12 protein-coding genes and 2 pseudogenes are annotated in these 14,402 nt (G+C 62.3%); 7 read left to right on the top strand and 7 right to left on the bottom strand.

Annotated features, from left to right (window positions below):
- The first annotated feature begins 8 nt into the window (after positions 1-8).
- From FIV39_RS28995 to FIV39_RS28975, 5 genes are read left to right on the top strand one after another with little or no spacing between them, the layout of a single operon-like run.
- Complete coding sequence (locus tag FIV39_RS28995) at positions 9-1,226, top strand: glycosyltransferase family 4 protein (RefSeq protein ID WP_090402048.1); 1,218 nt, start codon at positions 9-11, stop codon at positions 1,224-1,226.
- Entirely contained in the window at positions 1,217-2,320 is a 1,104-nt protein-coding gene (locus FIV39_RS28990) for a glycosyltransferase family 4 protein (RefSeq protein ID WP_090402046.1), read from the top strand. Before FIV39_RS28995 ends, FIV39_RS28990 begins: the two co-directional genes overlap by 10 nt.
- Positions 2,321-2,322: 2 nt before the next feature.
- On the top strand, positions 2,323-3,750 hold the full coding sequence (locus tag FIV39_RS28985) for an O-antigen ligase family protein (protein WP_090402044.1): 1,428 nt from the start codon (positions 2,323-2,325) through the stop codon (positions 3,748-3,750).
- Positions 3,750-5,159 (top strand): lipid II flippase MurJ, encoded by a 1,410-nt coding sequence (locus FIV39_RS28980; protein WP_090402041.1) that lies wholly within the window; start codon positions 3,750-3,752, stop codon positions 5,157-5,159. Before FIV39_RS28985 ends, FIV39_RS28980 begins: the two co-directional genes overlap by 1 nt.
- Before the next feature lie 22 nt (positions 5,160-5,181).
- The gene (locus FIV39_RS28975; protein ID WP_090402039.1) at positions 5,182-6,216 is read left to right on the top strand and encodes an acyltransferase family protein; all 1,035 of its coding nucleotides are present in this window, start codon (positions 5,182-5,184) and stop codon (positions 6,214-6,216) included.
- A 36-nt stretch (positions 6,217-6,252) separates the two neighbouring features.
- Here the strand turns inward: FIV39_RS28975 and FIV39_RS28970 are convergent, their stop codons facing one another.
- The 4 genes from FIV39_RS28970 to FIV39_RS28955 all read right to left on the bottom strand — a co-directional run bounded on the left by FIV39_RS28970 (position 6,253) and on the right by FIV39_RS28955 (position 10,644).
- Positions 6,253-6,828, bottom strand: coding sequence for a DUF4174 domain-containing protein (locus FIV39_RS28970; RefSeq protein ID WP_090402037.1), 576 nt, complete (start codon positions 6,826-6,828; stop codon positions 6,253-6,255).
- 164 nt (positions 6,829-6,992) lie between these two features.
- Positions 6,993-7,625 carry a glutathione S-transferase N-terminal domain-containing protein gene (locus FIV39_RS28965; RefSeq protein ID WP_090402035.1) on the bottom strand — a complete coding sequence of 211 codons (633 nt, stop codon included), beginning with the start codon at positions 7,623-7,625 and terminating at the stop codon, positions 6,993-6,995.
- A gap of 12 nt (positions 7,626-7,637) precedes the next feature.
- Positions 7,638-8,216 carry a GNAT family N-acetyltransferase gene (locus FIV39_RS28960; protein WP_090402033.1) on the bottom strand — a complete coding sequence of 193 codons (579 nt, stop codon included), beginning with the start codon at positions 8,214-8,216 and terminating at the stop codon, positions 7,638-7,640.
- Between the two features lie 70 nt (positions 8,217-8,286).
- Positions 8,287-10,644, bottom strand: a complete 2,358-nt coding sequence (locus FIV39_RS28955) for a DNA polymerase II (RefSeq protein WP_090402031.1) — start codon at positions 10,642-10,644, stop codon at positions 8,287-8,289.
- An 88-nt stretch (positions 10,645-10,732) separates the two neighbouring features.
- Between FIV39_RS28955 and FIV39_RS28950 the strand changes: the two are divergent.
- Positions 10,733-11,167 (top strand): annotated as a pseudogene (locus FIV39_RS28950) (TonB-dependent siderophore receptor); the annotation flags it as partial.
- A 142-nt stretch (positions 11,168-11,309) separates the two neighbouring features.
- On the opposite strand, the gene FIV39_RS28945 reads toward FIV39_RS28950, so the two are convergent.
- Entirely contained in the window at positions 11,310-11,777 is a 468-nt protein-coding gene (locus FIV39_RS28945) for an SRPBCC family protein (protein WP_090402029.1), read from the bottom strand.
- A gap of 99 nt (positions 11,778-11,876) precedes the next feature.
- Between FIV39_RS28945 and FIV39_RS28940 the strand changes: the two genes are divergently transcribed.
- Entirely contained in the window at positions 11,877-12,278 is a 402-nt protein-coding gene (locus FIV39_RS28940; RefSeq protein ID WP_090409870.1) for a GFA family protein, read from the top strand.
- 1 nt (position 12,279) lies between these two features.
- Here the strand turns inward: FIV39_RS28940 and mrdA are convergent, their stop codons facing one another.
- Positions 12,280-14,172 carry a penicillin-binding protein 2 gene (gene mrdA, locus FIV39_RS28935; protein ID WP_090402027.1) on the bottom strand — a complete coding sequence of 631 codons (1,893 nt, stop codon included), beginning with the start codon at positions 14,170-14,172 and terminating at the stop codon, positions 12,280-12,282.
- Between the two features lie 103 nt (positions 14,173-14,275).
- Positions 14,276-14,402, bottom strand: a pseudogene (locus FIV39_RS34055) (exodeoxyribonuclease V subunit gamma); the annotation flags it as partial.

Here is a 14,402-nt window from a genome sequence, read left to right as displayed (position 1 = left end):
GGCCCGCCATGCGCATTTTATGGATCCTGCCCTACTCGCCCTGGCCCGCCACCAGCGGCGGCAAGACGCGCCAGTTCCACCTGCTGCGCAGCCTGGCCGCGCGCGGGCATCGGATCACCCTGCTGCTGCATGACAAGCACCCGGTATCCCTCGCCGACCGCCAGGTGCTGGAGGCGTTTGTCGAACAGTTGATCATCCTGCCGCGCCGCCCCTTGCGCAGCCTCAAGACCCTGGTGGCAGGGCTGTTTGCCCCCTACCCGCTGCTGGCCAGTGTGAATGGCCTGTCGGCTGGATTGCAGGACACCTTCACGGGGTTGTTGGGTGAACATTGGGACGTGGTGCAGATCGAGCACAGCTACAGTTTCCAGCCTTACGAAGATGCGCTGGCGCGTAAATCCCAGCCATTTGTGCTGACCGAACACAATGTGGAGTCGGCCCTGGGCGCGGCCACCTACGACCGTTTGCCGCGTTGGTCGCTGCCGTTCATTCGCTATGACCAATGGCGCTATACCCGCTGGGAACGCCGGGTGATGCGCCAGGCCACGCAGGTGGTGGCGGTCACTCAAGGCGATGCGCACATCCTGGAAAAGATCGCCGGCAAACCCGTGCCGGTGGTGGTCAATGGCGTGGACTGCGATCACTTCGCTGCGGCCCATCCCGACCCGTCGACACGCCGCGTGCTGTTCCTCGGCAACTATGAATACGCGCCGAACGTCGACGCCATCGAATGGGCCCTGGATGAAATCCTGCCGAAGGTCTGGGCGCGCTGTGCGGAGGCGCGCATGAGCGTGTGCGGCTTCGGCATGCCCGGCAGCTGGCGCGAGCGTTGGAAAGACCCGCGTATCGAGTGGCAAGGCTTCGTACCCAACCTGCTCGACCTGCAATCGAGCTGTTCAGTGTTCCTGGCGCCGTTGCGCCATGGCGGCGGCTCCAAGCTCAAGGTGCTCGAAGCCCTGGCCGCCGGCCTGCCGCTGGCCAGCACCGAACAAGGCGTGTCGGGGCTGGACCTGGTGGAAGGCCTGGACTACCTCGGCGGGCAAAGCGCCGACGAATTGGCCGATGCCGTGGTACGCCTGCTGCAATGTCCGAAAGCCGCTGCGCCCATGGGCGAGGCCGGCCGCGCCTATGTGCGCCGCGCCCATGACTGGAGCGTCGCCGCCAGCCAACTGGAGCAGGTGTACGCCACCCTCGTGCCGCTGAGCCAGAGGGAAGCCGCATGCGTGTAGGCCTGGATTACCGCACCGTCGGCACCTCGCCGCAATCGGGCATCAGCCGCCAGGTGTACGCACTGGAAAGCGCTCTGCACGCCTTGCCGGGCATCGAGCTTGAGCGGTTTACCGTGGCGCCGCTGGACGATGAGACCCGCTTGCAGGCCCATTGCCCGGCGTGGGGCTGTGCCAAGACCGCCATGCACCAGCCGCACCATCGCCTGCGTTTCGAGGCCGGCTTCCTGCCACGCGCTTTGCGTGAGCAGCACATCGACCTGTACATCAGCACCTTCAATATGGGCCTGCCGCTGCCACCCAAGCCGACGGGATTGCGCACCGTGGTGCTGCTGCATGACCTGTTCCAGATCACCCTGAACAACTACCACGCCAACCGCTTGAAGGCGCTGATCTACAAGACCAGCGATCGCCTGTCGATTGCCTACGCAGTGCACAGCGCCGACCGTGTGTGGACCCCGTCGCAGTACAGCGCCGATGAAACCGCGCGGCTGTTTCCCAAGGCGGCGGGCAAGATTCGCGTGTTGCCCAACCAAGTCGACGGCTTTGCCGAACGGGCGGCAGACCTGTCCGCACGTCAACTGCCGCAGCGCTACTGGCTGCTGGTGGGCACCCGCGAGCTGCGCAAGAACGTGCCGTTCCTGGTGGACGCCTGGCAGCAGGCGCGGCGCCAATCCCCCAGCGTGCCGGAGTTGGTGCTGGTGGGCAGCCTTGATCATTTGCCCGAAGCCCAGCGCACATTGCCGGGGATTCGCGCGCTGAGTGGCGTGTCGGACGCCGAGCTGCATACGCTGTACCGCCAGGCGTCACGCCTGTGGCAGCCGTCCTATGCCGAAGGCTTCGGCCTGCCGGTGATCGAGGCCCTGAGCGTCGGCACGCCGGTGGCGGTGGCCAGCGGCACGTCACTGGATGAAATCACCCCGCCGTCGGCACCGCGCTTTTCCCCCACCGATGGCCCGACGCTGGTGCAATTGATGCTCAGCCTGGGCATGCACCCGGATGAAGGGTCCGCCGAGCAACGGCGGCTGTGGGCGCAACGCTTTAATCATCACGCTTATCGCCGGCGCCTGGCCGAACTGATCGAGGAACTCAAGTGAGAGTGAACCTGGCAAGCCTCGTCGCGATCCTCTTCGGCCTGCTGTTCGGCGCCCTCGCCCTGTTGCTGTCGCCGGCCAAGGCGTTCCTCGCCGTGATCGGCCTGGCGGGGGCGGTGACCATCCTGCGCTTCCCGTTGTGGGGGCTATTGTTGTTCGCCATGATCGCCACGCTCATGCCGTACTCGACCATCAACCTGGGAATTCGCAGTACCGTGAGCGAGGCGATCCTGGCCCTGACCTGGGGCGCGGTGCTGTGGCACAACTTCCTGGCGCGCCTGCCCGACACGCCCAGCCTCACCCGTCGCCCCACCGACCAGATGCTGTTGTGGCTGATGCTGTTCAGCGTGTTCCCGTTCCTCGTCGGCCAGGTCACCATCCACGCCGACACCAGCGGCGTGGCCAACTGGCTACGCTGGCTGCTGAGCCTGTCGGCGGTGTTCCTCTGCGCCAAATTGCTGGTGGACCGCAAGCAGCGCGAATCCGTGGTGATCGCCCTGTTGCTGGGTAGCCTGGCGATGCTGGCGCTGTCGATTGCGGTGTTCGTGCGCACACGCTCCGGGGCCGGCATTGCGCCGATTCTGGCGCTGTTCAACTACGGCAACTTCGACATGTTGAAATTCGGCCTGGAGGCCATGTCTTCGCGCATGGGCTCGCCGTGGATGCACCCGAATGCCATCGGCGGGATCATGGCATTGCTGCTGCCCCTGGCTTTCTGCTTCGGCGTGACCGAGCAAGGCTGGAAACGCGCGCTGGGCCTGGGCGTCGCCTGCCTGGGCGCGGCGGCGTTGCTGCTGGCCAGCAGCCGCGGCGCGATGGTCAGCCTGGCGTTGGTGCTGCTGTGGATGGCCACGCGCCGCGTGCCCTACACCGGGCGCCTGTTGATGATCGGCGCAGCGTTGACCGTGGCGCTGGTGATTGCCTACCCACCGTTGCAGGAACGCCTGGCGACGATTTTCTCGTCGGACAACGCCAGTACCGAAGTGCGGTTCGACGAGTACCGCATGTTTCCGCAGGCCGTGGTGTCTTATCCGTTTGGCATCGGTTTCAAGGTTGACCCACCGGTGCCGGGCACCCACCTGCTGGGTATCTCCAACCTGTGGCTGAACTTCATCTACAAGACCGGCATGGTCGGCATGCTGTTCTTTGTGGCGGTGACCGTGCGCTGGTGGCGTGAAGCGCGCCCGGAAAAAGGCCCGATCCGCCTGACCAAGGACAATGCCCTGTGGCTGGGCACCACCGGCGGGATTCTGTCGGCGCTGGTCAGCGGCCTGTTCGACCACTACTTCAGCTTTGCGGTGGTGATGGTGGCGTTGTTCTGGCTGATGGTGGGCATCAATGTGCTGGAGGCGCGGCGGTTGTTTCCGACGCGGCTGCCGCAGGTGAAGTCCGTGGCCTACCGCAAACCCTTGCTTGATGAGGCACGTCCCTGATGCTTGGCTCTGCCGCCTGGCTGACCCTGGCAACCCTGTTGGGCCTGTGCCTGGGGTTCGCGCGTGAATGGTTGCTGGTGGCGGCCTGGGGGGCCGGAGAACGCAGTGACGCCTTCCTGATCGCGCTGTTTTTGCCGGAAGCGCTGCGCATGTCATTGGCCGGCGGTGTGCTGAGCGCCGCCGCGCTGCCGCTGTACCAGCAGCGCAAGGACGGCGAGCGCCTGGACTGGCTGGCGGTGTTGTTCCCGACGTTGCTGCTGATCGCGTTGGTCACCAGCCTGCTGCTGACACTGTTGGCGCCGTGGCTGGTGCAAGTGCTCGGCCCGGGGTTGGCCGCCACCGCCACGGCATTGGCCAGCCGCAACCTGCAGATCGTCGCCTGGTGTGTGCCGGGCTTGATGCTGCATGCGCTGTTCAGCGTTCCCTTGCAAGCCAGCGAACGTTTTGTCCTCGCGGGGCTGGGCTCGTTGCTGTTCAACCTGCCGCCAGTGACGTACCTCGCCCTCGCGGGCACCGCCAGCCAACCGCACTCGCTGGCCCTGGCCTGCCTGGCCGGCAGCCTGTTGATGCCGCTAGCGCTGTTGCCCTCGGTGTGGCGCCAAGGCTGGCGGCCATGGCGCTGGCAACTGACCGTCGCGCCCTTGCGGGAGCTGGCCCAGCGTATCGGCCCACTGTTGTTGAGCAATGGCGCCAGCCAAGGCTTGGCGCTGATCGAACGGCTGGTGGCGTCGTTGCTGGGCGAAGGTGCGGTGACCTGGGTCAACCTGGCGCGCAAGCTGATGAACCTGCCGCTGATTGCGATGATGAGCCTCAACCAGGTGCTGCTGGGCATGATGAGTCGCCGCCAGGGCGATGAGCGCCTGGCCCTGCTCAAGCGCGGCCTGGAAACCGCCAGCGTGCTGACCCTGCCCGCCGGCGTCGGTCTGGTGGCGGCAGCCCCGAGCCTGGTGGCAGTGCTGCTGCCCAAGCAATCGGCGGATTCGCCGTTGCCGCTGCTGCTGGCCTGGTTTGCCGTGCCGTTGGTGTTCGGCGCCTGGAACGCCTTGCTCGCGCGCTATGCCTACGCCGCCGGCGATACGCGCCAGCCGCTGCGCTGCGAGTTGCTCGGCAGCCTGGTCAACGTGCTGCTGTTGGCCGCCCTGCCCTTTGTGTTTGGCCTGGCCGGCATCCCCTTGGCCGCCCTGGCCGGCGTGATCTGCACCGCGCTGTTGCTGATGCAGCGCCAGGCCTTGCTCGGCGCCCTGCCCTGGGCCCGGCACTGGTGGCTCAATGCGCTGCTGATGGGGTTGGCTGCGCTGGCGTTGTTTCGCATTGAAGGCGTGTGGCTGCAACTGGGGCTGAGCACCCTGGCGGGCGCCGTGGTGTTGCTCGGCATGGGGCTGTGGCTCAAGCCGTGGCGCAAGGCATGAATGATCGATCGGGAGCACTCAGGTGAAAAATCGCTGGATTCAAATGGACATCGCCAAAGGCATCGGCATCCTGGTGATCGTGTATGCCCACAGCTGGTTTGTCGCCACGTCCCTGGACTTGATGTACCCGATCCTGGCGTCGTTCGTGTTGCCGTTGTTCTTCTTTTTGTCGGGGGTGTTTTTCAAGCCTGAGCAGCCGTTTGTCGAGATGGCGGTGCGCAAGGCGGATGGCCTGCTCAAGCCGTTTTTCTTCACCCTGCTGGTGTATGTGATCGTGCGTGATGTACTGCGCGGCCAACCGCTGCTGCCGGACATAGGCGGCGTGCTGTACGCCTCGGTGGACACCATCCCGTGGCAGGCGCTGTGGTTTTTGCCGCACTTCTGGGTGGCGATCCTGTTCAGTTGGGTGGTACTGCGGCTGATCCAGCGCCTGCCGCTGGCGGTGAGTTGCACAGTGATGCTGGTACCGCTGCTGCTCGGCATCTGGATGCTGCCCTGGTTCTGGCAATTGCCGGTGACCCTCGGCGGGCAAACCTGGGTGCTGCCCGGCTTGCCGTTCAGCCTGGACATCACCCTGATCAGCAGCGCGTGTTTCGTCTACGGCTACCTGCTGCGGAACTGGCTGCGTACCCATGCGGGGTCACTGCTGACTTTGCTGGTTTCGGTGGTGCTGTTCGCGGCAGTGTTCATCTATAGCCACGACACTATGGACCTGGCGCAGCGTCGCTACGACCACTGGCTATGGACCAGCCTGCTGGCGGTGATTGGGGTGTACCTGTGCTGGGCGCTGGCGCGGGTGCTGATGGCCTCGGCGTTGATCACCCGTGCCATGACCTACATCGGCCAGTCGACCCTGGTCCTGCTGATCTTCCATGGGGAGATCCAGCACAAGACGTTTGATTTGATGGAGCGTCTTGGGCTGCATGCGTTTGTCGCGGCGTGTATCGGTTTTGTCGTGGCGGTGGTGGTGCCGTTGTTGATCTGGGAAGTGATCAAGCGGATGGCGTTCCTGCGGTTTTTCTACTTTCCGTTTCCGCTGCGCAAGGCGGCCAAATAACGGTAGGAGCGAGCGTGCTCCTACCGGCTATTGGGTTCAGTCATCCAGTTGTTGCGCAGCGGGCTTGCCGGCATGTTTCGCAGGCTTGGCGCCCTTGGCCGGGGCCGGTGCAGCGGGTTCTGGTTCCGGTGCGGCGGCGGTTTCTTTCTCAGCCATCGGCATCTGGTCGATGGCGCTGAAAAACTCTTTCAAATCGAGGGTATCCGGTGGCACGGTCTTCTCGACTTTCTTCTCGCCATCCTTGCCCACCAGGATCACTTTGGTGCCGCTGCCGGCACCCAGTTTGAGCGCGCGAATCAGCGCGTTGGTCTCAGGTGGCGTGAGCTTCTTGTTGTCCTTGGGGTCCTTGGCGAACTTCTCCCCTTCGGCACCGATGCTGCCGAATTTCACGGTGTAGAACACCATGCTGCGCTCTTCAAAGGACTGCTTGGTAGCAGGCTCGTCCAGTTGTTTCTTGAGCGTCGCCAGTGTGTCGTTGCCGGAATCAAGCTCCACCACCACCAGTGGCCGGGCTTTGCCCAGGTCCTGCTTGAGCGGGTTGATATCATCAGCAGCCAACAGCGGCCCCGTAAAAGCCATCAAGGTAGCCAGGGTCAGCGACCGGATGAGCATGCGCACCTCCTTTGAATTCCATGCAGGGTTCTTGAGTTTCATGTCTGCGACAGTCAAATTCAAGGATGATTCCTACGCCACTTTAAGAAAGCGTAGGCCAGGATGCCCGCTCCGCAAGGGTTTGGAGGCGACATCCAGCATTGTTTCCTTTGATTGCGGAAACATTACGAGACCTCCCAGTCCGGCCAATGCCGAGCAAACACGGGTGCCACGATGGGGTCGACATCCACCTGCGCCAAGGTCTGGGCAAAGCCTGGCGCAAGGGCGCTCAACGCTTCGCGTGCCTGATCCCAACGCGACACCGCCGCCGCCATGATACCGAGCGCATTCGGCTCGCCGTTGGGCGCGAACAACTGGCCGGCAAATTGTTCGGCAAACACCACCCAGGCCTGATGCAGATAACGGCGCGTGCCCGCCGCCAATTGCGCCTGCAGCGCTTCATCGGCATTGCCCAGCCAGCGTTGCGGGTAGTCGATGATGCCGATCGCCGAATAACAATTGGCCGCGATGTACACCAGGCCCCGAATGATCTGGGCGCGGTCGCCGCTCAACAGATACGCGTCGGGAAACGCCAGGCCCAGATGGATCAGGATCGCGGCACTTTCCGTCAGCACCTGGCCATCGGGAGTGACCAGGGTGGGCACCTGTTTGAGCGGGTTGATACGGGCGAGCTCGTCGCTACCCTCGCCGTCGGCCCAAGAGGCGGCGTCCACCCGTCGCCACGGCGCCGCGCACCGCTGCAGCGCGATTTCGATCATGCAGGAGCCAGATTCGTCGATGCCATAGAGCGTGTACATGGACCTTTCCTCCTATCGTTGCAGTTTCGCCAGCAAGTTGGCCTTCACCTGCGGCCATTCTGAATCGATGATGCTGAAACGCACCGAGTTGCGCTTGCGCCCGTCGCGCATGATGCGTTCGTGACGCACAATGCCTTCCTGTACGGCGCCCAGGCGCAGGATCGCAGCGCGGGATTTTTCATTGAGTTCGTCGGTGGTGAATTGCACGCGCACGCAGTCCAGCACTTCAAACGCGTAGGTCAGCAGCAGAAGCTTGGCTTCGGTGTTGATGGCGCTGTTTTGCGTGGATTGCGCCAGCCAGGTGTGGCCGATCTCCAGCTTGCGGTTGACCCGGTCGACCTTCCAGAACCGCGTGCTGCCGACCACCAGGCCGGTGTCGCGACGCACGAGGGTGAACGGAATCATGGTGCCCGCGTCACGCCCGGCCAGGGCGGTTTCGATGTATTGATCTACGGTGTCCGGACCCGGCACGTGGGTGACCTTGAGGTTCCACAGCTCGCCATCGGCAGCAGCATCAAGCAAGGCGGCCGCGTGTTCGCGTTGCAGGGGTTGGAGTTCGACCGCGGTGCCGGTCAGGGTGAGCAGGGTCATGGAGCGCTACGCCGTCTGGTGATCATCAGAGGCCAAGAGTGCAGGCTCTCACCGGAGTGAATCAAGCGTTTTAGAACAGGCCCATTTGCCCGCCGACCAGGGTGCTGAAATCGTCATTCACGAACGGCAGGATGGCATCCGCGACGGGTTGCAATTGCCGGGTGACGTAGTGGTCGTAATCAATCGGCGTCTGGCGGACTTCCAGCGGTTCGGGGCCGTTGACGCTGATCACGTAGCTGATCCAACCGCCGCGCTGGTACTGGCGCGGGCGCCCCAGGCGGTCGTTGTATTCATCGGCGAGCCGCGCAGCGCGCACATGGGGCGGCACGTTACGCTCGTAGTCGTCCAGCTGGCGGCGCAGGCGCTTGCGGTAGATCAGCAGTTCATCGAATTCGCCGCTCAGGGTGCGGCGCACGTAGTCGCGTATGTAGTTCTGATGGGGCTGGCGGTGGAAGATGCGCTGGTAGAGTTCCTGCTGGAACCGACGGGCCAGGGGCGACCAGTCGCTGCGCACGGTCTCCAGGCCTTTGTAGATCATCTCTTCGCTGCCGTCGGCACGGGTGACCAGGCCAGCGTAGCGTTTTTTGCTGCCCTCCTCCGCGCCGCGAATGGTCGGCATCAGGAAGCGGCTGAAGTGAGTTTCGTATTGCAGCTCCAAGGCGCTTTGCAGGCCGAACGCGCTGTGCAGGTGCTCACGCCACCACGTGTTGACATGCTTGACCAGCGCCTGGCCGATACGGCTGGCGTCTTCCTGGGAATGCGCGCTGCCGAGCCACACGAAGGTGGAGTCGGTGTCGCCGTAGATCACCTCATAACCCTGGGCTTCAACCAGCTCGCGGGTTTGGCGCATGATTTGGTGGCCGCGCATCGTGATCGAGGAAGCCAGCCGTGTATCGAAGAAGCGGCAACCGCTGGAACCGAGTACGCCGTAGAAGGCGTTCATGATGATTTTCAGCGCCTGGGAAAGCGGTGCGTTGTGTTCACGCTTGGCCTCTTCACGGCCCTCGGAGACGCGCGCGACGATGGAGGGCAGGCAGTGCCGGGTGCGAGAAAACCGTGCGCCGCGAAAGCCTTCCACAGAGTCGCTGTCGTCGGGGTGCTTGAGGCCTTCGATCAGACCCACCGGATCGATCAGGAAGCTGCGGATGATCGACGGGTAGAGACTTTTGTAATCGAGTACCAGCACCGATTCGTAGAGGCCGGGGCGCGAGTCCATGACAAACCCGCCGGGACTGGCCTGGGGCGGTTTATCGCCCAGGTTCGGCGCAACGAAGCCCTGGCGGTGCATCAGCGGCATGTACAGGTGCGTAAACGCCGCCACCGAGCCGCCGTTGCGGTCGGCTGGCAACCCGGTGACGCTGGCACGTTCGAGCAAGAACTTGAGCAGCTCGGTTTTCGCGAAAATCCGCGTGACCAGCTCGCAGTCCTTGAGGTTGTAGCGCGCCAGGGCAGGCTTGTCCTCGGCGAACATACGGTTGATTTCGTCCATGCGCTGATACGGCGTGGAGATGTCCTTGCCTTCGCCGAGCAGGGTTTGCGCGACGTTTTCCAGGCTGAAGGATTCAAAGCTCCAGGTGGCCGAACGCAGGGCCTCGATACCGTCGATGATCAAGCGACCCGCCGCTGCAGCGAAGTAATGGTTGCGGCTGCCGTGCTCGCGCCAGGCCATGGGCTCATCGCCGCGACCGAGCATCAGCGGCACGTTGAGGCGCTGGGCATGTTCGTGCAGGACCCGTAGGTCGAACTGCACCACATTCCAGCCGATGATTGCATCGGGGTCATGGGTGGCGAGCCATTGGTTGAGGCATTCGAGCAATTGGGCGCGGGTGTCGCAGTAGTCGAGCTTGAAGTCCACCGCGTCGGTTTTGTTGGGCGGCCCGAGCATGTACACCTGGCGTTCGCCGCAGCCTTCGAGGGCGATGGAATAGAGGTCGCCCTGGGCGGTGGTCTCGATGTCCAGGGACACCAGCTTGAGCGGCGGGCGGTAGTCGGGCGCGGGCTTCATCTGCGCGTCGCACAGGGCACCACTGGCATCGGGTGTACCGCCGAACCACACCGGCGCGGTGATGAAACGCTCCATCATGTAGCGTTCGGGTGGGCGTACGTCGGCTTCGTAGACGTCGACACCGGCGGCGCGCAGGCGTTTTTCCACGTCCATCAACTGGCGGTGCTGGCGGGTGTACAGGCCCAAAACCGGGCGGTGATGGAAGTCGCAGAGTTGCAGCGGGCGCAATTCGATATCGCGTTCGCCCTTGAGCAGCCAATCCAGCGGCTTACGGTGGGCCTCGGGGATGAACATCACCGAGGTCTGCACGGGTAGGCGGATAAACCGTGGGCCATGGTCTGTGGCCAGCCAGAAACTGACCTCTGTGCCCGTCGGGGTATCGCGCCAATGCCGGGTCAGGACAAAACCCTGCTGTAAATCCACCGTACCGCACCTCAGGAATAGCTTTCAGGCGTTGATTCTACGCGGCATCCGCCCAAACGCGGCAGGTAAACGCGCACGCGGGCCGCAATCTGACAAATTTGTTGCAAGGCGTCGGGGGTATGCGAACCAGGCGCAGACCTTCATGACCCGTGGCCTGCCGCTGAACGGCGATGATATTTCCTACCATGGTTTGTACGGCATCCTGCCGCGTCAGATCATCTCTACCGACGCGCTGGAGCGCGTGGAAGTGTTTAAGGGGCGCAACGCGTTTATCAACGGCGTGCCCCCGGGAGGCTCGGGGATCGGCGGCGATGGCCGCGTAGGCGAGCATTTGGATATAGACCGGCGGCTGGAAGACAATCGTTTTGGTGCACGGATAAACCTGTCCCAGCGCGAAGGTACTACTGGTATTGATGAGGAAACCCAGCGGTCGAAACTGTTTGCGCTCGGCCTGGACTACCGAGGCGATGCGTTGCGCGTATCGAGTGATTTTGTCTATCAAAAGCAGCGCATCAACGGTGGGTTCTTGAGCCAGGGCGATCCTCGCGTAGCCAAGTTGTCGGCGACGGTGGACTTCTAGCCGCAAGGCCAGTTGCCCTGCATCACGACTCATGGAAGCTGAGAACGACAAGGACGGGCATCAGTGATGATGCCCGTTATCCGGTTTACGCCCGACGGGCTTTGCTCAAATAGTTTTCGATATTGCCCATCTGCTCGTCCCAGCCACGGGAGTTCATCTTGAAGGCTTTTTGCCTACGCTTCTCTGGCACCGTATCGAAACCGGATTCAACCACCCGTAGCAAAATGCCGGGCGCCCGATCCTCAATGGTGAATTCCACCAGTGTCGGGGTTTCCTTGTCGTAGTCGACGCCCTCTTCCACCGCAAAGGGGTGCCACCAGAAAGAGAACAGCGTCTGCGGCAGGATGCGTTCGATTTTGGCTTTCCAGATCACGTGTTCGTAACCTGGGTAGGTAATCGGCGCCTCTATGGTTTCCCCTGCCATAAAGGCTTTGCCCATGAGGGCGATACCAAACCAGTTACCGAATTGCTCGGCATTGGTGAGCGCTTCCCAGACCTGTTTGCGTGAAGCGTTCAGTAGAACTTTTCGCTCGATGCGATCTAATACGTGCATAAGTCACCTCCTCCGTTGACAGTAGGCGACATCAAACAATGCGCAACCTCAGGTTGTAAGCAATCATGATGACCCCGTCCTTGAACCGGCAATATGTTTATGACTAACCCATTGAATGGAAGTTGCTTCTGCAAAGGTGTTCGCTATCAGGTGGATCAACTGGACATGCCCATCAGCCATTGCCACTGCGCGAGCTGCCGCAAAATACACGCGGCCCCGTTTGTCGCCACTGCTGGAGTAATGCGCGAACATTTTCGCTGGACGCAGGGGGAGGAACTGCTGGCGTCCTTTGAATCGTCGCCGGCCAAGCTCAGGCATTTCTGCTCGCGCTGTGGCTCACATCTGATAGCAGAGCGTGGACATCAGCCCCATGTGATCGTGCGGGTGGCGACGTTGGACGATGATCCAGGCGCCAGGCCCACCTCGCACATCTGGACGGCCCATGATGTGCCCTGGCTTGCCCATCAAGGCATAGAGCAATGGGACGAGTGGAAGGCATGACTTAGACGTGCGGGTCACCTGGCGCTTTAGCCGGCGTCGCATATTGCGGCTTCAGGTGACCTGCCTGGTCAAGTAGCCAGGCATCCATGATTTGCCGCACCACCGGACCCGCGACGCGACCACCGGCCTCACCGTTTTCGATCATCACCGAAATCACGATTTTCGGGTGTTCGGCCGGGGCGAAGCCAACGAACAACGCATTGTCACGGTGGCGCTCCAGGGTCTTCTCACGGTTGTAGCGCTCACCCTGCTTGATCGCAACCACTTGCGCGGTACCGCTCTTGCCGGCAATACGATATTGCGCCCCTTGTGCGGCGGCCCGGGCGATACCGCGTGGGTCATGCATCACCAGTTGCATACCGTGGTTCACCTGTTCCCAATCACGCGGATCCTTGAGGACGACGTTGGGCATCGGGTTCTCGTCCACCGGCGGCTCGCCATTGATGGTCTTGGCCAAGTGCGGTCGATTCCACACGCCCTTGTTGGCGATCAACGCCGTGGCCTGGGCCAATTGCAGCGGTGTGACTTGCATATAACCCTGGCCAATGCCGAGGATCACGGTTTCGCCCGGGAACCAGGGTTGGCGCCGTGTGGCGCGCTTCCAAGCCTGGGATGGCATCAAGCCAGCGGACTCTTCGAACATGTCCAGGGAGACTTTCTGGCCAAGGCCGAACTCCGTCAGGTAGTCGTGCAGGCGGTCGATGCCCAACTTGTGGGCAAGGTCGTAAAAGTAAGTGTCATTGGAACGCATGATGGCGGCATCCATGTCTACCCAGCCATCGCCGCTGTGGTTCCAATTGCGGTATTTGTGGTCAAAGTCGGGAAGTTGGTAGTAACCAGGGTCGAACACCCGGGTCTGTGCGGTGACGACACCGCTATCGAGGCCGGCGATGGCCACTTCCGGCTTGATGGTCGAACCTGGCGCGTAGAGCCCCCGCAGTACGCGGTTGAACAGCGGCCGGTCGATGGAGTCGTGCAGCGCGGCATATTCCTTGAAACTGATGCCGGTGACGAAGAGGTTCGGGTCAAAGCTCGGCTTGCTGACCATGGCAAGCACTTCGCCGGTTTGCGGATCGAGGGCAACCACCGAACCGCGGCGATCGCCCAGGGCCTCTTCCGCAGCTTCCTGGAGCTTCACGTCGAGGCTCAGGACGATGTTTTTGCCAGGGATCGGGTCTGTGTGCTTGAGCACACGTAGCACACGGCCCTGGGCATTGGTCTCGACCTCTTCGTAGCCGACATGGCCATGCAGTTCAGATTCGTAGAAACGCTCGATACCGGTTTTGCCGATGGACTGCGTGCCGCGGTATTCCACCGAGTCGAGGGCTTTGGATTCTTTCTCATTGATCCGTCCTACATAGCCGATGGAGTGGGCAAAATGCGCACCCAGTGGGTAGTGACGGACGAATTGCGGTTCTACATCTACTCCTGGCAGACGGAACTCATTCACCGCCAGCAATGCAATTTGCTCTTCGGTCAACTCGTAAAACAACGTTACGGGGACGAATGGGTGGCGTGCCTGCTTCAGGGCCTTGTCGAACAGTGCGCGATCTTCGACAGGCAGGTGCAGCAAGTTGACGATGGCGTCGAGCTCGCCCTTGAGGTCGGTGGTGCGCTCGCGGGTGATGGTCAGGTTGTAGCTGGGCCGGTTATCGGCCAGGACCACGCCATTACGGTCATAGATGAGGCCACGCGTCGGCGTGATGGGCAGCACGTGGACGCGGTTGTTTTCAGAAATCGTGGAGTGGTAGTCGAACTGTATGACTTGAAGGAAATACATGCGCCCCACCAGGGCACACGTAATGCCGATCACCAACAACGCACAAGCGAGCAGGCGCTTGTTGACCAGCCGATTCTCTTTTTCGTGATCTTTAATCGGTATAGGTTCGGGCATTTCTACAGCATCTCGTTGAAGAAGGTCGACGCCGCATCCTGCGATGAAAGATCAGTCCTTGGGAAATGTGCTGCACCATACCAAAAATGCAGAAACACTTCGGGATGAGTTCCGGGAGCAGGCGCATCAGGCGCCAAGTGAGCGGGGCTTTATCGAGCAGGGATTTTGGAGGGATTTCGTCACGTCCCAGTACCATGCGGTAAAGCTGCCACATGAAGCTGCCAGGGAGC

The organism is Pseudomonas grimontii, assembly GCF_007858185.1.
Classification (GTDB): Bacteria; Pseudomonadota; Gammaproteobacteria; order Pseudomonadales; family Pseudomonadaceae; genus Aquipseudomonas; species Aquipseudomonas grimontii.
The sequence above is the reverse complement of the archived record's forward strand: the minus strand, read 5'-3'. Positions and strand labels throughout refer to the sequence as shown.

Excerpts from the sequence above, each read along its gene's own strand:
- FIV39_RS28970 (WP_090402037.1), bottom strand. The coding sequence starts at position 6,828 with ATGCTCATCCGGTCGCTGACCCTGGCTACCTTGATGGCTTTTACGGGG.
- FIV39_RS28960 (WP_090402033.1), bottom strand. The coding sequence starts at position 8,216 with ATGACCCTGCTCACCCTGACCGGCACCGCGGTCGAACTCCAACCCCTG.
- mrdA (WP_090402027.1), bottom strand. The coding sequence starts at position 14,172 with ATGCCCGAACCTATACCGATTAAAGATCACGAAAAAGAGAATCGGCTG.
- FIV39_RS28965 (WP_090402035.1), bottom strand. The coding sequence starts at position 7,625 with ATGTACACGCTCTATGGCATCGACGAATCTGGCTCCTGCATGATCGAA.
- FIV39_RS28945 (WP_090402029.1), bottom strand. The coding sequence starts at position 11,777 with ATGCACGTATTAGATCGCATCGAGCGAAAAGTTCTACTGAACGCTTCA.
- FIV39_RS28995 (WP_090402048.1), top strand. The coding sequence starts at position 9 with ATGCGCATTTTATGGATCCTGCCCTACTCGCCCTGGCCCGCCACCAGC.
- FIV39_RS28980 (WP_090402041.1), top strand. The coding sequence starts at position 3,750 with ATGCTTGGCTCTGCCGCCTGGCTGACCCTGGCAACCCTGTTGGGCCTG.
- FIV39_RS28940 (WP_090409870.1), top strand. The coding sequence starts at position 11,877 with ATGACTAACCCATTGAATGGAAGTTGCTTCTGCAAAGGTGTTCGCTAT.
- FIV39_RS28990 (WP_090402046.1), top strand. The coding sequence starts at position 1,217 with ATGCGTGTAGGCCTGGATTACCGCACCGTCGGCACCTCGCCGCAATCG.